Below are 23,170 nucleotides of genomic sequence, written 5' to 3'. Positions count from 1 at the left end.
TCGGCGTGCTGCGCGCCGCGGGGTCAGGCGCGGTCGTCGTCCTCCGTCACGGGCAGCTCCCCGGTGCGGGTGGCGTGGCTGCCGCCGCTGGGCTGCGAGGTGACGGTGGTGAGCAGGAAGGCGCAGTCCTCGAGGGCCTCGACGGCGTGGCGGAAGTGGGTGAGCGCGTCGAGGTCGCCGGCGCGCAGCTCCGCCTCCTCCTGACCCGTCACGCGCACGCTGCCGCGCACCACCTGGATCGACGCAGCGGGCGGGGAGTTGTGCTCGGGCAGGCGCACGCCGCGACGCAGCGCGATGACGCTCTGGCGCAGCGGGCCGTCGCTCACCAGGACCTCCGCGTGGCGTCCGTTCTCGGCGGTGCGGGCCATGGTCATGGCCTTGGTGATCGCGTCGGGCAGGGCGGGCATGGGTCCTCCTCCTCGGGAGCGGTGTCGGGCCCTTCCCAGTATCTCGCGGGGGTCGGGGTGCCGCTGTGGAACCGGGGAAGTCGAGCCGGGCGATCGGCCGGGCGCGGCCCGAGGGCCGCTGGTCGTGACCGACGGCGGAACGGGGTGCCGGGAGCGAGCAGCGGTGCTGTCGAAGAAATCGGCGTACGTGACGTACATGATGTACGTGCTTTTCTGCAGCAGCCCTGCTGGTCGCTGTGGTCGCTGCTGTCGTTGGTGCCGTTGTCGTCGCGTGGGCGCGGGAGAGCGTCGGCACGGGCCGTGTCAGCTGGTCGAGAGGCCGGAGGCGGCCTCCTTGGCGAGGTCGAGCATGGTGCGCTCGCTGATGCCGAGAACGCGGGCCGCGGCGGCGACGTCGCGGAACTCGGGCTCTCGGCGCACGACGGCGCCGTCCTGGTCGCGGGCGATCTTCACGGCGATGCGCTGGCCGCGCACCTCGACCTCGGTGAACTCGCGGGTGCGGATGATCCGCTCGACCCGGTGCATCCGCACGCCGAGGGTGCCGGTGCGGTCCATGAGCAGGGATGCGGCGGGGCCCTCGGAGCCCTCGCGGACCAGTGCGTGGATCGTGACGGCGGGGCGGCCGTGCTTCATCGAGATCGGGACGAGCCAGGCGTCCAGAGCGCCCGCGTCCAGCAGCTCCTCGAGCACGCGGGGCCAGAGACGGGGGTCGAGGTCGTCGACGTTCGCCTCGAGCTGGAGGGCGGAGGTGGGGGTGGCGTGGGCGTCGGGCGGGAGATCGTCGGCAGGCAGCTCGTTCGCGGCGAGGGTGCTGGGGACAGGGGCGAGGTCTGATGCCGCGGGATCGGCCGAGTCGGGATCGAATGCACGCGGCGCGGTCGACCGGGGTGCGGTCGTCGGGAGCGCTGCGGAGAGCTGCCCGGCGGCGTGCGGCTCGGCGGTGAACGGGCGGCCGACGAGGACACGGACGACGTTCGGGCGGCCCGGGGTGTCCTTCGTGCCGGCGCCGACGCCGAGCGCCTCGGTGGCGATCATCGGCTGGGGGCCGGCAGTCGCGGCGAGTCCGCGCAGGAGGGCGACGCCGGTGGGGGTGGCGAGCTCGCCGATGCCGGGGGCGACACCGGAGGGGACGCGCCGGCCGCCGTGCTCGTGCGGACCGCCCTGGGCGTGGGCGGGCAGGGCTGCGTCGGAGTCGGGGACGGGGACCGGGTCGTCCGAGTGTGGGTGGGCATGGCCGTGGTCCTGCCCGCGGTCTGCGCCGTGATGCTCGCCGTGGCTGTGCATGTGCGCGTCGGCGTGCGAGTGGCTGAGATCGTGACCGTGTGAGGGCGCGTGCCCGCGCGGGGGGAGGATCTCGCCGGCGACCGTCGGCCAGCCGAGGGCGAGGCGCGCGACCGCGGGCACCGGGACGGGGATGTCGCCGTGCGCGGCGCGGATCCGGCCCGAGCCGACGGCGAGCACGCTGCCCGTCGCCTCCTCGACGCCGAGCTGACGCCACGCCTCGCACGCCCCGATCACGTCGGCCAGGGAGTCCAGCGCCCCCACCTCGTGGAAGTGGACCTCGTCGGCCGGGACCCCGTGGGTCGCGCCCTCCGCGTCGGCGAGGCGGCCGAAGACGGCGAGGGCGAGGTCGATCGTGCGCTCGGGGACGTCGTCGCGGCCCCGCGCCTCTTCGAGCAGGTCCCGGATCGAGGCCCATGTGCGGTGCGGCGGGTCGTCGACCAGCACCTCTACGTCGACCTTGAGCGCGCGCTGCCCGCCGCGGTCCACGTCGGTGCGGAGGAAGCGCACCGAGTCCGGGACCAGCGCGTCGAGCACGCGCTGGACGCCCGCGAGGTCCGCGCCGGCGTCGACGAGCGCGGCCAGCAGCATGTCGCCGGCGATCCCGGCGGTCGCGTCGACAAAGGCGGTGCGGGGCGTGACGGGATCCATGACCGGATCGTATCGGCACCGCCTCCTCGGACCACCACGACGACGGCCCGTGGATCGGGCAGAATGCGGGGATGACCTCCGGTTCCGCCCCCGCGCCGCGTGCCCGGCTCGACGACCTCGTCGCGGGCACGACGCTGCAGTTCGGCCGCTTCGCGCGGGAGATCCGGGCGGAGCGGCCCGAGGAGGTGCGGCCCGCGCTCGCCGAGATCGAGCAGGCCGTCGCCGAAGGCTCCTGGGCAGTGGTGATGATCGCATACGAGGCCGCCGCCGGGCTCGACCCCGACGCACAGGTCCATGCCGGGCAGGACGGTCTGCCGCTGGTGTGGGCGGGGATCGCGGAGGCCCCGGACCCCGACCCCGCCCCGCTCACCCCCGCGGGCGGGTACGCGCTCGAGCCCTGGCGGCCGGACTGGTCCCGCGACGAGCACGCGGAGAAGGTCGCCGCGGTCCGGGCGGCGATCGCCGAGGGCGACACCTACCAGACGAACCTCACCACCAGGCTCCGCTCGCGCCTCGTCGGCGACCCCTACGGCCTCTACGGCGACCTCGCCCACCGTCAGCGCGGCGCCCACCACGCCTATCTCGAGCTCGGCCGCCACACCGTGGTCTCGGCGAGCCCCGAGACCTTCCTGACCTGGGACGGGAACGAGATCACCACCGCGCCGATGAAGGGCACCGCCCCGCGCACCGGCGATCCCGCGACGGACGAGGCGGCGCGGGAGACGCTCGCGGCGGGGGAGAAGGACCGCGCCGAGAACGTCATGATCGTGGACCTGCTGCGCAACGACATGGCCCGGATCAGCGAGCCCGGCAGCGTCGAGGTCACCGAGCTGCTGGGCGTCGAGGAGTACCCGACGCTGTTCCAGCTCGTCTCCCGACTGCGCTCCCGACCCCTGCCCGGCACCGGCCTCGCGGGCGTGCTCGGCGCGATGTTCCCCTGCGGCTCGATCACCGGCGCCCCGAAGCTCTCCACGATGGAGCTGATCAGGCGCCTCGAGGACACCCCGCGCGGCGTGTACTGCGGGACGATCGGCGTCATCGCCCCCGGCGGCCCGGGCGAGCACCCGCGGGCGAGCCTCTCCGTCGCGATCCGCACCGTCGTCATCGACCACGAGGCCGGCGGCGCCGCCGTCTACGGCGCGGGCGGCGGCGTGACCTGGGGATCCACGGCTGACGGGGAGTACGACGAGCTGCTGGTCAAGGCCGCCGTGCTGCCGATGGGGCAGCGGGAGCCCTTCGCGCTGCTGGAGACCTTCGCCGTGAGGGACGGCCGTGCGCAGCACCTCGAGCCCCACCTCGAGCGACTGCGCGGCTCGGCCGAGCGCTTCGGGATCGTGATCGACGAGGAGGCGCTGCAGGCCGCGCTCGGGCAGGTCGCCGCGCTCGAGGGCGAGCAGCTGGTGCGGCTGCGGCTGCGGCGCGACGGGAGCGTCTCCGTCGAGCCCCGCCCGCTCACTCCCGCGCCGGAGCCGGTGCGGCTCGTGCTGGACGCGCAGCCCACCGATCTCCCCGTCGGGCTCAGCGCCCATAAGACGTCCGTGCGCGATCACTTCGATGCCGCCCGGGCACGGCACCCGGAGGCCGATGACGTCATCCTCCGCGGGGCTCACGGCCGCCTCGTCGAGACCACCATCGCGAGCCTCGCCCTGCGCCTGGACGGCACCTGGTGCACCCCGCCGCTCGAGGACTGCTGCCTCGACGGGGTCGGTCGACGCCTCGCGCTCGAGGCCGGGGAGCTCGTGGAGCGGGAGCTGACGGCCTTCGACCTGGAGAAGGCGGAGGAGATCGCGGTGATCAGCTCCGCGCGCGGGTGGCGTCGGGCGGTGCTGGCGGAGGGCTGACGACCCCTGCCCGCCGCCTGTCCATGGGGAGTCCTCCCCATTCCCACCCCCGTCGGCCGCGCCTAGCGTGCGCGGAGGAGCGGTGCGACGACGGGCGAGGGGGACGATCATGGGGAATCGGGACGAGGACGAGCAGGCGAGGACGCCAGGGGCGGGGCCGCGGGTGACCGCGCTGCCCGGACCCTCGCGCCTGGTGCGGATCAGCGACGGGGCCTTCGACCGGGTGCGTGCGCTCGCGCTCGGGGAGGAGCCCGCCCCCGAGCTCACCGAGGAGCAGGTCGTCGAGCTCGAGCTCGCCGGACTCCTCGTCGACTCCCCGGACGACGAGGACGCGCTCGTCCTCGATCAGCACTGGGAGCAGCTTCTGCGCAGCGGGCTGCGCTCGCCGGTCGGCGCCGAGCTCGTCTGCGTCGACGGGGACCGCGGCTGGGCCACCACGCTGCGGATCGCCGGACGGTTCGTGCTGGTCATCGACCAGGAGCGCGAGGTCAGCGCCGACGAGACGACGATGCGGCTCGGCCGACGCTCGAACGCCGTGCTGCTGGGCCTGGCGACCATCGAGCACCTCGGCGCGCTCGTGCGGGCCCTGGTGCCGCAGCGCCCCGCCTTCACCGACGCGGAGCCCGCCCCCGCCCCGGAGCACCTCGCTGACGCCCCGTCGATCGCGCAGGTGCAGATGGTCGTGGTCTCCTCCCCGACCCCGGAGGAGACCACCGTCGGCGGCGGTTCCTGGTACGCGCTCGGGCAGCACGGCGAGCAGCTCGCCGTGCTGGTCCCCGGCGAGGACGGCGCCGAGGTGCGCGAAGCCGCACCCGGCTCCCTCGCCGATGCGCTGTGCGCGAAGGTGATCGGCGCGATCGACCACGTCACCGCCCACGCCGCGGGGAGGGCCGCCTGATGAGCTTCCAGGGCATGGACACCGAGCAGGTCACGGGACAGTCCGAGGCGCTCGCCCGGGCGGCGCAGCGCCTCGAGGGACTGCTCGGCGACCTCGACGGCAGCGTCCGGTCGGTCGCCTGGGTCGGGCCCGACGCCGACGCCTTCCGCGAGCAGTGGGGGAGCACCCGTCGCGAGGGCGAGTCGCTCGTGATGCCCGGGCTCGAGGACCGCTCCCGCGAGCTGCAGCAGCACGTCGAGGAGCAGGACCGCGCCTCCGAGGACGGCGACGGCGGCTGGTTCGGCGACATGATGGACTGGCTGGGGGACACCGCCGGCGACGTCGTCGACGTGATCGACGACGGCATGGAAAGGCTCGGCGACCGGATCGGCGAGGGCGCGGACTGGGTCGGCGACCGGATCGGCGAGGGCCTGGACTGGCTCGGGGACCGCGTCCAGGACGGGAAGGACCTGGTCAGCACTGCGATCGACGCCGTGCGGGACTTCGAATGGCCGCGGGTCACGGAGCTGCTGGTCGACGGAGCGACCGGGCTCATCCGCGGAACGGGCGACGCCATCGAGGCTCTCACCGGGATCGACCTGAAGCTCGCCGACGACGGCGCCGGCTACGCGGACGCGCCGGTCCAGGTCACCGGTGAGGAGTCCGGCCTCGTGCCCCCGAGCGACCTCTCCCAGATCATCGCGAACACCAACACCACCTACGGCGACAAGGAGACCGGGGAGGTCTCGATGTCCGTCGTCGGCAACCCTCCCACCGGCGTGATCGTCAACATCCCCGGCACCGAGAAGTGGGGGCCGAGCGCCGGGGACAACCCGATGGACCTCACCGGCAACGCCGAGCAGGCCGGCTCGGGCGGCTGGTCCGCCGGCTCCCAGGCGACGGCCGACGCGATCGCGCAGCTCTATGCGCAGAACGACATCCCGCCCGGCACCCCGCTGATGCTGAACGGCCACTCGCAGGGCGGCATGATCGCCTCGAGCCTCGCCGCGAACGAGGACTTCGCCTCGCAGTACAACCTCACCAACGTCATGACCTACGGCTCGCCGGTGGACAACTACTCGGTCCCCTCCTCCGTGAACCAGCTGAACCTCCAGCACGGCGGGGACGCGGTGCCCAGGATCGACCTCGGCGGGCTCGCGCTGGGCCCGGGCGGCGGCGGAAGCGACGGGGCCACGAACATCACCCTCGACAGCCCGAGCTGGAACCCGCTGACCAACCACAGCGGCGGCGAGTACCAGAACTCCGTCCAGAACCAGCTGCAGGACCCGAACTCGGCGCTCTCCCAGTACAGCCAGGACCCGAGCCTCGCACCCTTCCTCACCGGCGACCCCGGGAACGTGCAGCACTACAGCTCTGGCGTGCACCGCGAGAACTGAGGCGTCGCGCGGTGAGAGTGGGGGATGATGGGCCGATGAGAGGCGTCGGCCGCAGAGGAGTGCTGGTGGGGATCGTGGGAAGCCTGCTCGCCGCGTGCGGCTTCGGCGGGCGCAGCGACGTCGGCGCCGTGCAGGACGCGCTGCGCACCGCCGTCGAGGCGCTGCCCGAGCACCGCGGCGGGCTCGTGCAGTTCCAGGACTCCACCAACGCCGGCACCAGGATCGGCGGCGTGCTCGTGCTGGAAGGCGAGGACCGGGCCGGCGTCGAGCAGTCCCTGCGCACGGTGCTGGAGACCGTCTCCCGGACCTACCGCGAGCAGCCCGGGGTGCGACGGGCCTTCGTACGGATCGAGGCGCATCCCGAGGGCGATGCCGCCCTGCGGGTGCTCGCCGCCGATGTGGTCGAGCCGGCCTCGGGCGCGAACGTCACCACCGACGACCTGGAGGCGCAGCTCGGCGGCTGAACGCTCTGCTCAGCGCGCGACGTCGAGCTGACCGACCCAGGAGATCGGGGAGACCCGGCCCTCCTCGAGCTGGTACTGGCAGCCGACGATCCCGAGCTCTCCCGCGGCGACCGCGTCGGAGATGACGGTGGACTGGCGCATGAGGGCGTTGACCGTCTCGTCGAGGTGACGACGGCCCACGGCGTCCACGTCGATGAGCGTCGGCTCGACGTAGGGGCTGACCTGCTGGGTCGCGAACCACTCCTGCTGCACGGCCGGGCGGATCTCCTCCAGCTCCTTGCGGATCGCCGGGGTGACCTCGCTGGGGCTCGCGGTGGTCTGGTCGATCGCGGCCTTCACCGCGCCGCAGGAGCCGTGGGCGAGCACCACGATGACGGCGACGCCGAGCTCCGCGACCGCGAACTCCATGGTCGCGACCGTGTTCTCGTTCGCGATCTGGCCGATGTTGCGCACCACGAAGAGGTCGCCCAGGCCGCAGTCGAAGAGGATCTCCGCCGCGACGCGCGAGTCGGAGCAGCCCAGGAACGCCGCGTTCGGCGCCTGTGCCCCGGTCAGCTCGGAGCGACGGGCCGCGTTCTGCTGCGGGTGGCGCAGCTCCCCGGCCATGAACCTCTCGTTCCCCTCGGCGAGGGCATTCCAGGCCTGCTGGACGGTGACGCGGGGAGTAGTCATGGGGGCGATCCTTCGTGGTGGGGTCCGCCGGGCGGGCCCGCTCGGCGCAGGGGCGCGACCTCGCGGGCTCACGCCCCGCCGCAGGATACTCCCGCGTCCGCTCCGGCTCCGTGGCGTCCGCCGTCCTCGCCTGCGAGGCGGCGGAGGCGAGGACGCTCAGGCTCAGGTCTACTGCAGGGCGGGAAGCTCGTCGGCCGCGGTGGGATAGCTGGGCTGGGCGCCCTCGCCGGTCGCGGCGAAGGCGCCGACGCGGGAGGCGAGGCGGGCGGCGGTGGCGAGATCGTCGCCGCGGGCGAGCCCGAGCGCGAGCGCGCCGATGAAGGCGTCGCCGGAGCCGGTGGTGTCCACCGCCTCGACCGGGGCGGGCGGGACGCGGCGCACGCCGGCCTGGTCGGCGACCAGCGAACCGTCCGCGCCGAGGGTGAGGACGGCCGACGGGATCCCCGTCGCGAGCAGCGCACGGAGGATCTGCTCGGGGTCCTCCGGAGCGTCCTCGTCGGGGGCGAGCTGGGCGAGGACGAGCCCTGCCTCGTGCTGGTTCACGACCAGCGGGTCCGAGGCGCGCAGCACTGCCGGATCCAGCTCCATCACCGGTGCCGGGTTGTGGAGGAACCGTCCCGTGACCAGGGCGGGCAGCGCCTCGATGCCGTCCCGCGGGATCTCCCCCTGGCACACGACGATGCGCGCTGCGGAGATGACCTCGGCCGCGGCCCGCACTCGGCCGGCGTCCATGGCGTCGTTCGCGCCCGCGATGACGACGATCGAGTTCTCGCCGTCCTCCGCGACCGTCACGATCGCCAGGCCCGTCGGCCCCTCGATCTCCGCGACATGGCCGAGGTCGACGCCGGCCTCGCGCATCGCGGACAGCGCCGCCTCCGCCTGGACGTCGGAGCCGACGGCACCCACCATCGCGACCCGTGCGCCGAGGCGCGCGGCGGCGACGGCCTGGTTCGCGCCCTTGCCGCCGGGGAGCATCTGCCCGCCCGTGCCATGCAGCGTCTCCCCGGGCCGGGGGTGACGCTGCACCTGCGCGAGGAGGTCGACGTTCACGGAGCCGACGACGACGATCGTGCCGTCGGGCGAGGAGGCGGTCGCAGCGGTCATGACGGGAAGCCTACGGTCAGGCGGCGTGGTCCACGCAGGTCCTCGCCGTCGGCCGGACCTCGAGGCGGGCGCGCGGGATCGGCCGGGCGCACACCTCGCAGATGCCGTAGCTGCCGTCCTCGAGCCGCTGCTCGGCGGCGTCGAGATCGACGAGGTGCTGCTCGGCACCGGCCAGCAGGGCCTCGGTGCGGGAGCGGTCCACGGCGGTGGTCTGCCCCTCGGGGTCGTGCTCGTCGTCGGTCGAGGTCAGCGCCATCCCTTCGAGGATCGCGGCGTGGTCGCGGCGGAGCGCCTCGATCCGCTCGTGGGTGCGGGTGCGTTCGGCCTCGAGCAGGGCGCGGAGGTCGTCGGAGACCGCTCAGCCCTCGCTGCCGGAGATGTTGACCTGCCACACGATGCCGAAGCGGTCGGTGAAGGCGCCGTAGACGTCGCCCCACATCTGCTTCTCGAGCGGCATCGTGATCTCGCCGCCCACGGACAGCTTCTCGTAGGCGCTGCGCAGCACCGCCTCGTCATCGCCCATCAGGGAGAGGGTGACGTTGGTGCCGCGGGTGTACTCGCCCATCCCCTCGATCACGTCGGAGGCGTACAGGCGGATCAGGTCGGTGACCTCGAGCGAGCCGTGCATGATCTTGTCGGCGGAGGGGTCGCCCTCGGGGACGGCCTGGAACTCCCCGAAGGTGGCGAACTGGGGCGTGGCCCCGAGGGCCTCGCCGTAGAACTCGAACGCCTCGCGGGCGTTGCCGTCGAAGTTGAGGTAGGGATGCAGTGCAGCGGGCATGGCGGACGTCCTCCTCGGCGTCGGCGCCGGCTCGTTGCCGGGCGCTCGGGGAGAGCGTAGGCCTGCGGGCCGACAGTCCACCAGGGGCGATGCGACGGACGGCCCGTGACCTGCGGTCGCCCCCTGCGTACGCTCGTCCGCGTGCCCTCCTCGCCCACGCTCTCCCTGCGCCGACGCCGCTTCGCGCTCTACGCCCTGTTCCTGCTGCCGGGCCTGAGCATGTCCGCGTGGGTCACCCGCACCCCCGCGGTGCGTGACCTGCTGGACGCCTCGACCGCGCAGATGGGGCTGGTGCTCTTCGGCCTCTCGATCGGATCGATGCTGGGGATCCTCTCCTCCGGACCGCTCGTGATGCGGCTCGGCACCCGTCCCGTGGTCCTCGCGGGGTCGACGCTGGTGGTCGTCGCACTGCCCACGATCGCGCTCGGCGCCTCGATGGGACAGCCGCTCCTCACCGCCTTCGGTCTCGCGCTGTTCGGCGGCGGCATGGGCGGCGGCGAGGTCGCCATGAACGTCGAGGGCGCCGACGTCGAGAGGCTCGGCGGGCGCTCCTTCCTCCCGTCCCTCCACGGCTGCTTCAGCCTCGGCACGGTGATCGGCGCGGTGCTCGGCATCCTCGCCAACGGCGCGGGCTTCCCGGTGGTGCCGCATCTGGTGGCGACGGCCGCCGTCGGCGCGGGGCTGCTGCTCTGGGCGATGCGCGCGATCCCGACCGGGACCGGGAGGGTCACCGCCGACGAGCGCGCCGCGCAGGCGGCGACGCCGCGGCCCGCGATCTGGAAGGACCTGCGGCTGGTGTGCATCGGCGGGGTCGTGCTCGCGATGGCGCTCGCCGAGGGGACCGCCAACGACTGGCTGCCGCTGCTCATGGTCGACGGGCACGGCTTCGGCGCGACCGTGGGCTCGCTCGTGTTCGCCCTGTTCGCGGCCTCGATGACGATCGGCCGCTTCTCCGGCGGGCCGATCGTGGAGCGCGTCGGCCGCTCCCGCGTGCTGCTGGTCAGCGCCCTGTTCGCCGCGACCGGCCTCGCGCTCATCGCCTATGTGGACAGCCAGGCCGTGGCCGTCGCGGCGGTCGTCCTGTGGGGCCTCGGCGCCTCCCTCGGCTTCCCGCTCGCGCTCTCCGCCGCCGGCGACTCCGGCCCGGACTCCGCCGCGCGCGTCGCCCTCGCCTCGGTGATCGGCTATCTCGCCTTCCTCGTCGGCCCGCCGACGCTCGGGTTCCTCGGCGAGGAGATCGGGCTGCGCGGCGCGCTCGTCGTCCCCCTCGCGGTCGCGCTCCTCGCGGCGGTGCTCAGCCCCGCCACCGCGTCCCGTCGGCCGACGGCGGAGGAGCAGCTGGGGAGCGTCGCGGACATGCGCTGAGGGTCAGCGGTGTCGCCGGCGCTCTCACCGCTGCCGACGCACGCCCCTCCTCGCCTCAGCCCCCGAACAGCCCGCTGAGGTCGACTTCCGAGGCGATCCATCCGGCGCTGGCGGCCAGGAGGAGCCCACCGGCGAGGATCCAGCCCAGCATGGCCAGCAGGTTCAGGAGGATCCCCCAGCCGGCGCGGCCGCGGGCGAAGGGCTCGTCCCCGCGGGACATGAATCCGAGGACCAGCCCGAGGACCGGAGCGATCAGCGTCCATCCCGCCAGCAGCGAGCAGATCCCGAGCAGCAGGCTCGCGGTGCCCTTGCCGGTGCCATGGTGGACGGCGGGTGCGTAGGTGGCGGTCATGGGATGCCCTCCTGGTGGTCGGTGCGCGCCCAGATCCCTGAGCGTGGTCGCCAGCGTAGGAACGGGGCGGGGGCCGACGGATCGGACCGCGGGATGGCGGAGGGTCCCCCTGCGGTCTGATCTGCGCGAGGGCCCTGGTCGCCGCAGGGTCGTCGGACTGCCGTGACGGGACCGACCAGTAGGCCGCTGCTCATGGATCGCACCCAGGTGCCGGAAGAGCCGCTCTACGTCCTCGCCGACCCGGAGGGCCACCCGTTCTGCCTGCCGGTGGGGTGAGCCGTCGTCACCAGGCGTAGGCCTCCGGGGCCGGACCGCCCGGGCCGGGGAAGATCTCGTCGAGAGCCGCGAGGTCGTCCTCGGACAGCGCGATGTCGACCGCCTCGATCGCGGAGTCCAGCTGCTCGATGGTGCGCGGGCCGATGATCGGACCGAGCACGCCCGGGCGGTGCAGCAGCCAGGCGAGCGCGACCTGGCCGGGGGCGAGATCCCGGTCCTCGCAGAAGGCCTCCCAGCGGTCCCGCTGCGCGGTGAGCGCCCCTTGTGGTCCTTCCCGCCGTACACGTCGGCGGTGTCGATGAAGGTCACGCCCTGCTCGAGGGCGCGGTCCAGGATCGCGAGCAGGATCCGTCGCGGGAGACCCTATTCCCGGCGGGTGGTGGAGGACCAGGGCCGCCCGGTCCGTGGAGTGCCGCTCAGCGCCAGGCCGCGGTGACCTCGTCGAGGTGGGCGCCCAGGGCCGCCTGCAGCAGCGGGCCGAAGCTGACGCGGCGCACGCCGAGCTCCGACAGTCGGGTGAGGGTCAGGCCGTCCGGGATCGCGCCCTTCGCCGGGTGGGCGGTGACGTTCAGCGGCGTGCTCACGGCGGCGAGCAGCGCCTCGAGCGTCGCGGTGTCCGGCACGCCCACCGGGTAGAGCGAGTCCGCCCCCGCCTTCTCGAGCAGGTTCAGCCGCGTGATCGCCTCGGCGAGCCGGTCCGGGATCTGCTCGTCGGTCGTGAACACGTCGGTGCGGGCGTTGATCACCAGGTGCACCCCGGCCTCGTCGGCCGCCCGGCGGATCCCCGCGATGTAGTCGGCGTGCTCCTGCGCTCCGCGCAGCCGACCTTCGGAGTGGACGGTGTCCTCGATGTTGACGCCGACGGCCCCCGCCTCCAACACTCGCTCGACGAGCTCGGCGGGGGCGGTGTCGTAGCCGGACTCCATGTCCGCCGAGACGGGTGCGTCCACGGCCCGGGTGATGCGGGCGATGCCGGCGAGGGCCTCGTCGAGGCTCATCTGCTCGCCGTCGCCGGAGCCCAGCGAGTCGGCGAGGGGGTGGCTGCCGATGGTCAGCGCCTCGAAGCCGGCCTCGACGGCGGCACGGGCGGACCAGGCGTCCCACACGGTGGGGAGCACGACGGGGGCAGGCTGGTGATGGAGGGCGAGCAGGGTCTCGGCGCGTGCGCTCAGCTTTGTCATGCGGCCAGGACACTCCACCCGGGACGAGCGGTCAAGGGCCGTCGGCGCGTCGAATTGCGGGCTCGACCGTGCCCGGCTCAGGCGTGCAGGGTGCGGGCCGCCTCGCGGGCGTGCACGTCGGGGCTCTCCATCTGTATGGTCGCGTGCTCGAAGGCGACGGGGAAGTGGGTGCGCACGCACTCGTGGACCTCCTCGAGGATCTCCATCGCATGCGACGAGCCGAAGCACTCCTCGGCCACCACCACGTGCGCGGAGAGGATCGGCAGGCTGCTGCCGACGTTGGAGGCGTGCAGGTCGTGGACGTCCCGGACGTGCTCGAGGGCCAGCAGGTGCTCGCGCACCTCGTCGAGGTCCACGCCCTCGGGGGTGTACTCCATGAGGATCCGCAGGGCGTCGCGCAGGATCCGCACCGCGCGCGGCACGATCAGCGCCGCGATGAACAGACCTGCGAGCGCGTCGGCCTGCTGGAAGCCGGTGAAGCGGATGACGAGCGCCGCGACGATCACGCCGAGGGAGCCGAGCGCATCGTTCGCGACCTCCAGGAAGGCCGCCTTCATGTTCAGGCTCGTGTCCTTGCCGCCGGCGAGCACGAGGATCGCCACCAGGTTCACCGCGAGCCCGACCGCGCCGAAGACGAGCAGCTCCGTCGAGGCGATCTCGGGCGGGGAGGCGAGGCGGCGCAGCCCCTCGACCGCGGTGTAGGTGCCGACGACGATCAGCAGCGTCGCCTGAGCCAACGCCGCGAGCACCTCGATCCGGGCGAAGCCCCAGGTGCGGGTGGGGCTCGCGGGACGCAGCAGCATCGTCGCGGCGATCAGCGCGACCAGCAGACCGGAGGCGTCCACCAGTGCATGCGCCGTATCGGTGAGCAGGGCGAGGGACCCCGTGACCACGCTGCCGACCGCCTGGGCGAGGACGATCAGGGCCGTCAGCCCGAAGGCGATCGCGAGCCGGGTGCGGCCGGTCGCCGGGGAGGCGTGGCTGTGGCCGTGGCCGTGAGTGTGCGAGGCGGTCATGGCGAGCCGTCCTCGTCGCTGCGGGAGTCGTCGTCGGCCGGGCCGCCGCCGACGCGCGGGTCGTGCAGGTGCTCGTGGACCGTCGGTGCCGCGCCCGCGCCGGAGAGCATCGCGGCGGCGAGGGCGAGCAGGGAGCGCAGCCGCTCCGGATCGGTGAGCGAGAACCAGGAGGCGCGGCCCTCGCTGCGGCTGTTGATCAGCCCGCAGTCGCGCAGGCAGGCGAGGTGCTTGCTCACGGTGGACTGGGCCAGGTGCAGGTGGTCGACGAGATCCCGCACCCGGTGCTCCCCGGTGGAGAGGTGCTGGAGCAGCGCGAGTCGGGTCGGCTCGGCCAGAGCATGGAAGAGCGCGGCCTGGGACTCGTCCACGTCGAAGAGCGGGGGAGAGGATTCCATCGGCATCGCCATGCGGCGATCATATCGCTGAACGGCGATGGGCGGGAGGGGTGGCGGTGGCCCGTCAGCGGCGCGGAGCCCGGGCCGCTCCCCGAGTCCCGCGACGCGCCCCTGCGTGCCCGCTCGGCCGATGTGTGAGAGGCGAGGTGGAGGGGTTCGTGGCGACTTCTGCGTACGTCATGTCCCTGATGTACGTGGATTTCTTCGATGACTCCCTAGCTCGGAGGCAGGCTGTCGGCATTCGGCGGGGAGTGGTGGGCGATGTCGGGCTCCTGCCCAGTGCTTATACCCCTTGGGGGTATAGGGTCGGGGTATGAGCACACATCACGAGGGGCACGGACCGCAGGACTCCCACGTCGCTCTCGGCGGCGAGGGCGGGGATCGACGCACGCACGAGCACGACGGCCGCGGGGGCCACGACGGCCATGACCCGCACGTCGAGCGTGACATGCACGCCGGGCATCACGGGAACGGGCCTCACCACGATCACAGCGATCACGACGCGCACGGCGGGCATGGCGATCATGTCGCGCAGTTCCGTCGGCTGTTCTGGATCATGCTGGTGCTCGCGGTGCCGGTGGTCGGCCTCTCCCCGATGTTCGCGCACCTGATCGGGTACACGATCCCGGACGTGCCGGGCCTGCAGTGGGTCGCCCCGGTGCTCGGCACGCTCATGTACGTCTGGGGCGGGCGGCCGTTCCTCACCGGCGGGCTCTCCGAGCTCCGCTCCCGCGCGCCGGGGATGATGCTGCTGATCAGCCTCGGCATCACCGTCGCATTCCTCGCCTCCTGGGGCTCCCGGCTGGGCCTGCTCGACCGCGAGCTCGAGTTCTGGTGGGAGCTCGCGCTGCTGATCGTGATCATGCTGCTGGGACACTGGATCGAGATGCGCTCCCTCGCGCAGACCTCCTCCGCGCTGGACTCGCTGGCTGCGCTGCTGCCCGACGAGGCCGAGCGGATCGAGGGGGACCAGCTGGTCACCGTCGCCCCCGCGGACCTGCGCGCCGGAGACCTCGTGCTGGTGCGCCCCGGTGCCTCCGTCCCCGCTGACGGCACCATCGTGGAGGGCAGCGCGGACGTCGACGAGTCGATGATCACCGGCGAGTCCCGCCCGGTGACCCGCAGCGCGGATGACCGCGTGGTGGCGGGCACCGTCGCGACCGATTCGAGCCTGCGCGTCGAGGTCACCGCCACCGGGGAGGAGACCGCGCTCGCCGGGATCCAGCGCCTGGTCTCGGACGCCCAGAGCTCCTCCTCCCGCGCTCAGCGGATCGCCGACCGCGCCGCCGCCTGGCTGTTCTGGTTCGCGCTCGGCGCCGCCGTGCTCACCGCGCTGGTCTGGACGCTGCTGGGCATGCCCGACCAGGCCGTGGTCCGCACCGTGACCGTGCTGGTCATCGCCTGCCCCCACGCATTGGGGCTGGCGATCCCGCTGGTCGTCTCGATCGCGACCGAGCGCGCCGCCCGGGCCGGGGTGCTGGTCACCGACCGGCTCGCGCTCGAGGGCATGCGCACCGTGGACACCGTGCTGCTGGACAAGACCGGCACCCTCACCCGCGGCGAGCCGGAGCTCTCGCAGCTCGAGGTCGCTCCGGGCGCAGGGATCGGGGAGCAGGAGCTGCTGGGCCTCGCCGCCGCCGCGGAGTCCGAGAGCGAGCATCCTCTGGCCGGCGCGATCCGTCGGCGCGCGGAGGCCGACGGCGTGGACGTGCCCGGCGCCTCCGAGGTCTCCTCCTCCCCGGCGCTCGGCGTCAGCGCCCGGGTGGACGGCCGCGAGATCCGGGTGGGCGGGCCCCGCCTGCTCGAGGAGAGCGGGGCGGGCGAGCTCGAGCAGGCCGCGACCTGGCGCGAGGAGGGCGCGATCGTGCTGCACGTGCTGCGCGACGGCGAGGCCGTCGGCGTGCTGAAGCTGGCCGACGCCGTGCGGGAGGAGTCCCGCGAGGCGATCGACGCGATGCACGCGCGCGGCCTCCAGGTCGTCATGATCACCGGCGACGCGCAGAACGTCGCCGATCACGTCGCCGCCGAGCTCGGCATCGACCGGGTCTTCGCGCAGGTCCGTCCCGAGGACAAGTCGGCCCGGGTGGCCGATCTGCAGCAGGAGGGCCGACGGGTCGCGATGGTGGGCGACGGCGTCAACGACGCCCCCGCCCTCGCCCAGGCCGACGTGGGCCTCGCGATCGGCGCCGGCACCGACGTCGCGATCGGCTCCGCCGGGGTGGTGCTGGCCTCCTCGGACCCCCGCTCCGTGCTCTCGGTGATCGACCTCTCCCACGCCGCCTACCGCAAGATGCGGCAGAACCTGGGGTGGGCGGCCGGCTACAACCTGCTCTCCGTCCCGCTCGCGGCGGGCGTGCTCGCCCCGATCGGGTTCGTGATGCCGATGAGCGTGGGGGCGCTGCTGATGAGCGCCTCGACCGTCGTGGTGGCGCTGAACGCGCAGCTGCTGCGCCGCCTGGACCTCAGGCCGGAAGCGAGCGGCGACCGACGCTGAGGTCCTGCCCCGCTCAGGCCCCCAGCTGCATCGTGGTGAGGCAGGTGGGGGCCTCCGCGTCGGTGCGCAGGGTCGTGGTGGCCTCGCCCGCCGCGCCGGCGAGGCGGAGGGTGAGCTCCTCGGATCGCGGCAGCCACAGGCCCAGGAAGCCGTTCGGGGCGGTGGTGCGGGACGCGTCGACGAGCACGGTGCCGGAGGCGTCCTCGACCCGTACGTCGAGCTCCTCCTCCGCCAGTTCACCCAGGCACGTGGTGAGGCTGTGGAAGAAGCACTCGTGGGTGCCGGTCACGAACGGCGCGACCGAGACGTACAGCTCCTCCGCGGGCAGGTCGAGGGTCGCCTCCTGCCCGGTGGCGTCGGAGAGGGTGAGCACGTCGGTGCCGACGGAGGCGAGCAGCTCCGCGGGCCGTTCGTCGAGCGGCAGAGCCTCGAGCGCGTCGATCACCTCGCGCGCTGTGCCTCCGGGCAGGTCATGCGCGGCCAGCAGCTCCTCCGCGTCCGACGGGGAGCCGGTGCAGCCGGCGAGGACCAGCGGGGTCGCGGCGAGGGCGGCGAGCAGGGTGCGGCGCGGAAGGGCGGTGGTCATCAGGGTCCTTCGGGACGACGGCGGGGCCGTCCGACCGTACCCCAGCGGGGTATGCGGGGCCCGGGACAGGAGTCCCGGGGCGGACCCTCCGGCCGCGGGGCGCGGGCACCGCGTCCGGGAGCCCGTGCGGCGGCGTAGTCTCTGCGCGTTCCCCACGTCCCGGGAGGCCCCGATGCAGATCCTCGACGCGACCGCGCAGCACGCCGGCGGCATCGCCGCGATCTACAACCATGCCGTCGAGCACACCACCGCGATCTGGAACGAGCGCCTCGTCGACGCGGCCGATCGCGCCGCCTGGATCGCCGAGCGGCAGGGGAGCGGCTTCCCGGTGCTGGTCGCCCTCGAGGACGACGGGACTGTGCTCGGCTATGCGACCTACGGGCCGTGGCGTCCGCACGACGGCTACCGCCACACCGTCGAGCACTCCCTGTACGTGCGCGAGGGACTGCGCGGCCGCGGCACCGGTTCGGCGCTCCTGGAGGCGCTGATCCAGCGGGCCCGCGCGCAGGGGCTCCACGTGATGGTCGCCGGGATCGACGCGAGCAACGAGGGGTCCGTGCGCCTGCACGAGCGGTTCGGCTTCGACCGCGTGGGCGTGCTGCCGCAGGTGGGGACCAAGTTCGGGCGCTGGCTCGACCTCGCCTTCCTCCAGCTGGTGCTGGATCAGGCCCTGCCCGCGGAGGGGGACTCCGCCGGCCGCTGACGGTGGGCCGGGCCGGGGCGCACCGGCCCGGACCCCGTCGGCCGATTCGCCGCAGGACCGGTCACCGCCGCAGCACGAGCGCCTCGCCCTGGCCGCCCCCGCCGCACAGCCCCACCGCGGCGGTGCCGCTGCCCCGACGGGCCAGCTCGTGCGCCACGTGCACCACGAGTCGGGCGCCGGAGGCGCCGATCGGGTGGCCGAGCGCGATCCCGCCGCCGTGCACGTTGACGATCTCCTCGGGAACGCCCAGCACGCGCTGCGAATGGGCGACGACGGCGCCGAAGGCCTCGTTGATCTCGACCAGGTCGAGGTCCGCGGCGGTGATCCCCTGCTTCGTGAGCGCCCGGGCGATCGCATCGGCCGGCTGGGCCTGCAGGGAGCTGTCCGGTCCCGCGGTCTGCCCGTTCGCGCCGATCCGGGCCATCACCTGCCATCCCTCCGCGTCGGCGCGGGCGGAGGTGGTGAGCACGAGCGCCGCCGCGCCGTCGGAGATCTGCGAGGAGCTGCCGGCCGTGATCGTGCCGTCCTTCGCGAAGGCGGGGCGCAGGCGGGCGAGGGACTCGGCGGTGGTGTCGGGGCGGATGCCCTCGTCGGCCGTGACCTCGAGCGGCTCGCCGCGCCGCTGCGTCACCTGGACCGGGACGATCTCCTCGGGAGGACGTCGGCCGCGGCGGCCGCGCGCTGATGGGACAGCGCTGCGACCCGGTCCTGGTCCTCGCGCGTGACCTCGAAGCGCGGGTTGTGCCGCTCGGTGGACTCGCCCATGCTCACCTGGTCGTGGGCGTCGGTGAAGCCGTCGTGCGCCATATGGTCCAGCGCCTCGACCGCCCCGTACTTCCACCCCGCGCGGGAGCCCATCAGCAGGTGCGGCGCCTGGGACATCGACTCCATGCCGCCGGCCACCACGACCTCCGCGTCCCCGGACGCGATCATCCGCGCCGCGTCGATCACGGCGGTCAGGCCCGAGAGGCACACCTTGTTCACGCTGCTGGCGGGGGTGGACCACGGGATGCCCGCGCCGAGCGCGGCCTGTCGGGCGGGGTTCTGGTCGGAGCGGGCCGGCAGCACCTGCCCCAGGACCACGGCGCCGACCGCGGCGGGTTCCACGCCTCCGCGCTCGAGCGCCCCGGCGATCGCGGCGGAGCCGAGCCTCGGGGCGGAGAAGGAGGACAGCGCCCCCTGGAGCCGGCCCTGCGCGGTGCGGGCGGCGGCGACGATGACGATCTCGGACATGGGGTGCCTCCCGGCGGCGACGACGGTGTCTGCCGTCATTGTGTCGCACCGCACCGTGCCGCACCGCGTCGCAGCGTGAAGGCCAGGAGGCTGTGAGGCCTCGCGCCTGCACGAGCACGCGCGCGGCGGGAATCGCGGAGGCCGCGTCGCTCAGCGGGCGTCGAGCCGGTCGGCGACCCGTTCGAGAAGGCTGGCCAGGGTGGTCAGCTCCTCGTCGGAGAGGTCCCCGAGGATCGTGTCGCGCGCGAGCTCGATGTGCGGCGGGGTGGCGCGGAGATAGGTGTGCAGTCCCTCGCGCGTGAGGCGGACGTTGATGGCGCGGCCGTCGCCCGCGCAGGACGTCCGCTCGACGAGTCCGCGCTTCTGCAGCCGGGTGACGGCCTTGGAGGTCCGGGGGGTGGACGACGCCGCCCCTTCGGCGGTCGGGTCGTGCCGCTGCGCGAGGCGGTGCGGCGGTCGATCGGCATCGTCCACCGCCAGGACGAGCTGCCGAACCCGGCGCTCGCGGGATTCCTCGCGCTGGTGCGTGCCGACGGGAACCCCGTCCCGCGCGACACCCTCATGGACCTGCCGGCCTGCCCCGTCACCGGCAGCGGCGCCTCCGGGGGAGGCCGCGGCATGCTCGCGACAGGCTCTACGCCTTCCTCGACGCCACCTCGTCCTCCCTCACGGTGGATCTGGGGCTGAGCCGGGCCGCAGACCTCGCGGGCCTCGCGACGCGCGCCTCGAGCGTCGACCCCTCGCACATCACCTTCGCGACAATGCCGTGGGAGCCGGCGCCCACCGACCGCAACCCCGTGGTGCCCTCCGCGGAGGCCGCCGGGCTCTTCCTGGCGCTCGCGGCCGACGAGCCGATGGTCGCGCAGGACGAGGACGCGGATGTCCCGGACAGCGGGCCGGACAGGACCGCGGCGACGGAGGACTCGGACGACGGGGAGCACAGGGACGCGCCCACGCCGGGCGACGCCCCGAGGGCGGCGGAGCCCGACACCGCTCCGTCGGCCCCCCGCGGGACCAGGACGGCGGACACCGATCTCTGCGCGGGATGAGGCGGCTCCGCATCCCGCGACGGGGTGCACCCCGGGCAGGAGCAGCCCCGCGGCGATAGCCTCGAGGGCGTGACCTGCAGGAGGCGGACCCGTGTGCGCCGCGCACGCGCCCGAGGGAGGAGAGAGATCGATGCAGCTGGAGGGCAGGCTCGCCGTCGTGACCGGCGGCGGCAGGGGGATCGGACGGGGCATCGTCGAGCGCTTCCTCGCCGAGGGCGCCCAGGTCGCGATCGTCCAGCGACGCCCGCTCGACCCCGAGCTGCGCGACCGCCCGGGGGTGCATGGCCTCGAGGCGGACCTGAGCGATGCATCGGCGGCCCGAGAGGCGATCGACCGCAGCGCGGAGCTCCTCGGCGGGCTCGACGTGCTGGTGAACAACGCCGGGATGATGAGCGAGCGCGCAGTCTCCGAGATCTCCGTCGAGGAGTGGGACCTGATGCTCGCGCTGAATCTGCGCGCCCCGCTCTTCCTCGCCCAGGCCGCCCTCCCGCACCTGCGCGAGCGCGGCGGCGGCAGCATCGTCAACATCGGCTCGATCGAGGGCATCGGCACCAATCCCGAGCACGCCGCGTACAGCGCCTCCAAGGCCGGCGTCCACGGGCTGACCCGCGCGCTCGCCGTCGACCTCAGCGAGCACGGGATCCGGTGCAACGCCATCGCCCCGGGCTGGATCGGCTCCGACCTCAGCGAGGGCTACCTGGACTCCGCCACGGACCCCGAGACCGCACGGGAGCGGCTCGAGCAGCTGCACCCCGTCGGCCGGTTGGGCCGCGCCGAGGACGTCGGGGACCTGGCGGTCTTCCTCGCCGGCGACCGCTCCGGCTTCCTCACCGGCGAGACGATCGTGCTCGACGGGGGCCGGAGCGTGAAGCTCCCGCTCCCGCAGTGACCCGCCCGGGAGGAGGTCAGGCGCGCTGGGCCCGCCGGACGGTCAGGGCATAGAGCAGCGTCATCAGCACGGTGAAGCCCACGCCGACGGCGAGGGCCGTGTGGTACTCGCTATTCCACACCATGATCCCGAAGGTGAACAGGATGAACGCGATCGCGAACAGCTGCCCGTAGGGCCAGAAGGGGACCGGGAACTCCAGCGCGTCCCGCTCCTGCCGGCTCATCCCGCGGCGGGAGGCGACCTGCGCCAGCAGGATCATCAGCCACACGAACACGGTCGCGAAGGTCGCCAGCGACGCGACGATCGTGAACACCTCGTCCGGCAGCATCCGGTTCAGCACCACGCCGACGACGAGCACGCCCAGCATCGCGACAGTGGTCACCACCGGCACCCCGCGCACCGTGCGGGACAGGGCCGACGGGGCCAGGCGCTGACGCGCCATGCCGGCGACGACGCGGCCGGCGCCGAAGAGGTCGGCGTTGATCGCGGAGAGTGCCGCGGTGATCACCACGATGTTCAGCAGCGCCGCCGCCCAGTTCACGCCGAGGGTGTCGAAGATCTGCACGAAGGGGGACTCCTCGCCGGTGATCTGCTGCCACGGGGTGAGCAGCAGGATCACGCCGATCGCGAGGACGTAGAACAGCAGGATCCGCACCGGGACCGTGTTCACGGCCTTCGGGATGGCCTTGGCGGGATCGTCCGCCTCGGTGCCGGCCACGCCGATGATCTCGGTGCCGCCGAAGGCGAAGAGCACCAGGATGAACGCGCTGATCATCCCGCCGGGCCCGTTCGGGAAGAAGCCCCCGTCGGCCGTGAGGTTCGCAAGGCCCGTCGGCGTCGAGGGATCCCCGAGCCCGAAGGCGAGGATCGCCGCGCCGCCCGCGATCATCGCGACCACCGCCGCGACCTTCACGATCGTGAAGGCGAACTCCAGCTCCCCGAACCAGCGCACGCTGGCGAGGTTCGCGGCGCCGACGATCAGCAGCGTCAGGGCCACCCAGATCCACTGGGCGGTGTCCGGGAACCAGAAGCGCATGTAGATCGCGATCGCGGTGAGGTCCGCGAGGCACACGATCAGCATCTCGAAGGCGAACATCCAGCCGGTGATGTACCCGGCCCAGGGGCCCAGGAAGCGTCGCGTGTACTCGGCGAAGGAGCCGGAGATCGGCATCCGCACTGCCATCTCGCCCAGTGCGCGGAGCATGAAGTACACGACGGCCCCGCCGAGCAGGTACACCAGCAGCACGGAGGGACCGGCGGCCTGGATCGCGCCGGCCGATCCGTAGAACAGGCCCGTCCCGATCGCGGAGCCGAGGGCGATGAAGTGGAGGTGTCGCGCCGAGAGACCGGGGCGGCGACGCGTGGTCGCGGGGGCGGACACCGGGGCGTCGTGCGCGGTCGCGTTCATGGCGGGGTGGCTCCGGGGACGGGGAGGGGCTGCGGCGCGGAGGCCGCGGGCACTTCTTGTGCACCTGACACGGTACGGCGCGGGGTGGCGCGCGGCCACGTGTGTCCGGCCACGTCCGTCGGAGTGCGGGGCCGGTCGACGGGGGTGCCACCGCGGCCGGCCGGGGAGCTGTGCGCCCGGTGTCGGCCCGGTCGGTCATGCTGTCCTGATGACCACCGATGCCCGCCTGCAGCTCGACCCTCCCCGTGAGAGCGACCTCGAGGACCTCCACCGGATCTACTCCGACGCCCGCACGTGGACGCACCTGCCCAGCGGCCGCTTCGCCGACCTCGAGACCACGCGTGAGGCGCTGGCCGTCTGGCTCGGGGATTGGCGGCGGGAGGGCCTCGGCGCGTGGGTGGCCCGGGAGGGCGGTGCCGTGGTGGGGCACGGAGGCTGCGCGGTGCGGCAGGAGGCGTTCTGGAACCTCGGGTACCGCTTCGCGCCCGAGGCACAGGGGCGCGGGCTCGCGACCGAGCTGGCCCGTGCTGCGGTCGTGGCCGCCCGCGAGCACCGTCCGGAGCTCCCGGTGGTCGCCTACCTGCTCGAGAACAACCCCGCCTCCGCCGCAGTCGCCCGGAAGGTCGGGCTCGCGCTGCGCCATCGCGGTCCCGACGCCGGCAACCCCGATCCGTCGGCCGTGCGCCTGGTCTTCGCTGACCGCGCCCTGAGCGAGTCGGAGCTCGCCGCGACCATGCGGTGAGGACTG

Annotated in this window: 24 protein-coding genes and 1 pseudogene; 10 read left to right on the top strand and 15 right to left on the bottom strand. The window is 73.7% G+C overall.

Annotated elements, in window-relative coordinates; translation table 11 throughout:
• Positions 1-23 precede the first annotated feature (23 nt).
• Both L3K22_RS06960 and larC read right to left on the bottom strand, forming a co-directional pair.
• Positions 24-407, bottom strand: coding sequence for a cupin domain-containing protein (locus L3K22_RS06960; RefSeq protein ID WP_010552069.1), 384 nt, complete (start codon positions 405-407; stop codon positions 24-26).
• 303 nt (positions 408-710) lie between these two features.
• Complete coding sequence (gene larC / locus L3K22_RS06955; protein WP_263310729.1) at positions 711-2,339, bottom strand: nickel pincer cofactor biosynthesis protein LarC; 1,629 nt, start codon at positions 2,337-2,339, stop codon at positions 711-713.
• Between the two features lie 71 nt (positions 2,340-2,410).
• Between larC and L3K22_RS06950 the strand changes: the two genes are divergently transcribed.
• From L3K22_RS06950 to L3K22_RS06935, 4 genes are all read left to right on the top strand, one after another.
• On the top strand, positions 2,411-4,180 hold the full coding sequence (locus L3K22_RS06950) for a bifunctional chorismate-binding protein/class IV aminotransferase (RefSeq protein WP_263310728.1): 1,770 nt from the start codon (positions 2,411-2,413) through the stop codon (positions 4,178-4,180).
• A gap of 109 nt (positions 4,181-4,289) precedes the next feature.
• Entirely contained in the window at positions 4,290-5,078 is a 789-nt protein-coding gene (locus L3K22_RS06945) for a hypothetical protein (protein ID WP_263310727.1), read from the top strand.
• Positions 5,078-6,454, top strand: a complete 1,377-nt coding sequence (locus L3K22_RS06940) for a WXG100 family type VII secretion target (RefSeq protein WP_263310726.1) — start codon at positions 5,078-5,080, stop codon at positions 6,452-6,454. Before L3K22_RS06945 ends, L3K22_RS06940 begins: the two co-directional genes overlap by 1 nt.
• A 65-nt stretch (positions 6,455-6,519) precedes the next feature.
• Positions 6,520-6,918, top strand: a complete 399-nt coding sequence (locus L3K22_RS06935; protein ID WP_263310725.1) for a hypothetical protein — start codon at positions 6,520-6,522, stop codon at positions 6,916-6,918.
• A gap of 9 nt (positions 6,919-6,927) precedes the next feature.
• Here the strand turns inward: L3K22_RS06935 and L3K22_RS06930 are convergent, their stop codons facing one another.
• The 4 genes from L3K22_RS06930 to L3K22_RS06915 form a co-directional block, all read right to left on the bottom strand.
• A complete protein-coding gene (locus L3K22_RS06930; protein WP_263310724.1) occupies positions 6,928-7,590 on the bottom strand; it encodes a carbonic anhydrase in 663 nt (220 codons plus the stop codon).
• A gap of 168 nt (positions 7,591-7,758) precedes the next feature.
• Positions 7,759-8,694: a ribokinase gene (locus L3K22_RS06925; protein ID WP_263310723.1), complete on the bottom strand. Its 936-nt coding sequence runs from the start codon at positions 8,692-8,694 to the stop codon at positions 7,759-7,761.
• 16 nt (positions 8,695-8,710) lie between these two features.
• On the bottom strand, positions 8,711-8,950 hold the full coding sequence (locus L3K22_RS06920) for a TraR/DksA family transcriptional regulator (RefSeq protein ID WP_269365062.1): 240 nt from the start codon (positions 8,948-8,950) through the stop codon (positions 8,711-8,713).
• Between the two features lie 102 nt (positions 8,951-9,052).
• Complete coding sequence (locus L3K22_RS06915) at positions 9,053-9,475, bottom strand: VOC family protein (protein WP_263310722.1); 423 nt, start codon at positions 9,473-9,475, stop codon at positions 9,053-9,055.
• Between the two features lie 141 nt (positions 9,476-9,616).
• Here L3K22_RS06915 and L3K22_RS06910 point away from each other — a divergent pair, with 141 nt between their 5' ends.
• Complete coding sequence (locus L3K22_RS06910; protein WP_263310721.1) at positions 9,617-10,840, top strand: MFS transporter; 1,224 nt, start codon at positions 9,617-9,619, stop codon at positions 10,838-10,840.
• Positions 10,841-10,895: 55 nt separating this feature from the next.
• On the opposite strand, the gene L3K22_RS06905 is transcribed toward L3K22_RS06910, so the two are convergent.
• From L3K22_RS06905 to L3K22_RS06885, 5 genes are all read right to left on the bottom strand, one after another.
• On the bottom strand, positions 10,896-11,192 hold the full coding sequence (locus L3K22_RS06905; RefSeq protein ID WP_263310720.1) for a hypothetical protein: 297 nt from the start codon (positions 11,190-11,192) through the stop codon (positions 10,896-10,898).
• A gap of 283 nt (positions 11,193-11,475) precedes the next feature.
• The gene (locus tag L3K22_RS06900) at positions 11,476-11,835 is read right to left on the bottom strand and encodes an aldo/keto reductase (RefSeq protein ID WP_263310767.1); all 360 of its coding nucleotides are present in this window, start codon (positions 11,833-11,835) and stop codon (positions 11,476-11,478) included.
• 49 nt (positions 11,836-11,884) lie between these two features.
• Positions 11,885-12,649: an isocitrate lyase/PEP mutase family protein gene (locus L3K22_RS06895; RefSeq protein ID WP_263310719.1), complete on the bottom strand. Its 765-nt coding sequence runs from the start codon at positions 12,647-12,649 to the stop codon at positions 11,885-11,887.
• A gap of 77 nt (positions 12,650-12,726) precedes the next feature.
• Positions 12,727-13,665 (bottom strand): cation diffusion facilitator family transporter, encoded by a 939-nt coding sequence (locus tag L3K22_RS06890; protein WP_263310718.1) that lies wholly within the window; start codon positions 13,663-13,665, stop codon positions 12,727-12,729.
• Positions 13,662-14,072 carry an ArsR/SmtB family transcription factor gene (locus L3K22_RS06885; protein ID WP_263310717.1) on the bottom strand — a complete coding sequence of 137 codons (411 nt, stop codon included), beginning with the start codon at positions 14,070-14,072 and terminating at the stop codon, positions 13,662-13,664. Before L3K22_RS06885 ends, L3K22_RS06890 begins: the two co-directional genes overlap by 4 nt.
• Positions 14,073-14,373: 301 nt before the next feature.
• On the opposite strand from L3K22_RS06885, the gene L3K22_RS06880 reads away from it, so the two are divergent.
• Positions 14,374-16,554: a heavy metal translocating P-type ATPase gene (locus tag L3K22_RS06880; protein ID WP_373318006.1), complete on the top strand. Its 2,181-nt coding sequence runs from the start codon at positions 14,374-14,376 to the stop codon at positions 16,552-16,554.
• Positions 16,555-16,567: 13 nt separating this feature from the next.
• On the opposite strand, the gene L3K22_RS06875 is transcribed toward L3K22_RS06880, so the two are convergent.
• Positions 16,568-17,140 (bottom strand): CueP family metal-binding protein, encoded by a 573-nt coding sequence (locus L3K22_RS06875; RefSeq protein WP_263310716.1) that lies wholly within the window; start codon positions 17,138-17,140, stop codon positions 16,568-16,570.
• 172 nt (positions 17,141-17,312) lie between these two features.
• Between L3K22_RS06875 and L3K22_RS06870 the strand changes: the two genes are divergently transcribed.
• The gene (locus L3K22_RS06870; RefSeq protein WP_263310715.1) at positions 17,313-17,843 is read left to right on the top strand and encodes a GNAT family N-acetyltransferase; all 531 of its coding nucleotides are present in this window, start codon (positions 17,313-17,315) and stop codon (positions 17,841-17,843) included.
• Positions 17,844-17,904: 61 nt separating this feature from the next.
• Here the strand turns inward: L3K22_RS06870 and L3K22_RS06865 are convergent.
• Together L3K22_RS06865 and L3K22_RS06860 are read right to left on the bottom strand one after the other, a co-directional pair.
• Positions 17,905-19,076, bottom strand: a pseudogene (locus tag L3K22_RS06865) (acetyl-CoA C-acetyltransferase).
• Positions 19,077-19,226: 150 nt separating this feature from the next.
• Positions 19,227-19,550, bottom strand: coding sequence for a MarR family winged helix-turn-helix transcriptional regulator (locus tag L3K22_RS06860; RefSeq protein ID WP_263310714.1), 324 nt, complete (start codon positions 19,548-19,550; stop codon positions 19,227-19,229).
• Positions 19,551-19,747: 197 nt separating this feature from the next.
• On the opposite strand from L3K22_RS06860, the gene L3K22_RS06855 reads away from it, so the two are divergent.
• Both L3K22_RS06855 and L3K22_RS06850 read left to right on the top strand, forming a co-directional pair.
• Positions 19,748-20,125 carry a hypothetical protein gene (locus L3K22_RS06855; RefSeq protein WP_263310713.1) on the top strand — a complete coding sequence of 126 codons (378 nt, stop codon included), beginning with the start codon at positions 19,748-19,750 and terminating at the stop codon, positions 20,123-20,125.
• Between the two features lie 130 nt (positions 20,126-20,255).
• Positions 20,256-21,014, top strand: coding sequence for an SDR family NAD(P)-dependent oxidoreductase (locus L3K22_RS06850; protein ID WP_263310712.1), 759 nt, complete (start codon positions 20,256-20,258; stop codon positions 21,012-21,014).
• 16 nt (positions 21,015-21,030) lie between these two features.
• Here the strand turns inward: L3K22_RS06850 and L3K22_RS06845 are convergent, their stop codons facing one another.
• Positions 21,031-22,422 carry an amino acid permease gene (locus tag L3K22_RS06845; protein ID WP_263310711.1) on the bottom strand — a complete coding sequence of 464 codons (1,392 nt, stop codon included), beginning with the start codon at positions 22,420-22,422 and terminating at the stop codon, positions 21,031-21,033.
• 208 nt (positions 22,423-22,630) lie between these two features.
• On the opposite strand from L3K22_RS06845, the gene L3K22_RS06840 reads away from it, so the two are divergent.
• The gene (locus L3K22_RS06840) at positions 22,631-23,164 is read left to right on the top strand and encodes a GNAT family N-acetyltransferase (protein WP_263310710.1); all 534 of its coding nucleotides are present in this window, start codon (positions 22,631-22,633) and stop codon (positions 23,162-23,164) included.
• Positions 23,165-23,170: the final 6 nt, after the last annotated feature.

Origin of the sequence: Brachybacterium atlanticum, assembly GCF_025669985.1 — a bacterium.
In the GTDB taxonomy this organism is placed as follows: Bacteria; Actinomycetota; Actinomycetes; order Actinomycetales; family Dermabacteraceae; genus Brachybacterium; species Brachybacterium conglomeratum.
This window is presented reverse-complemented; position numbering and strand designations above follow the sequence as displayed.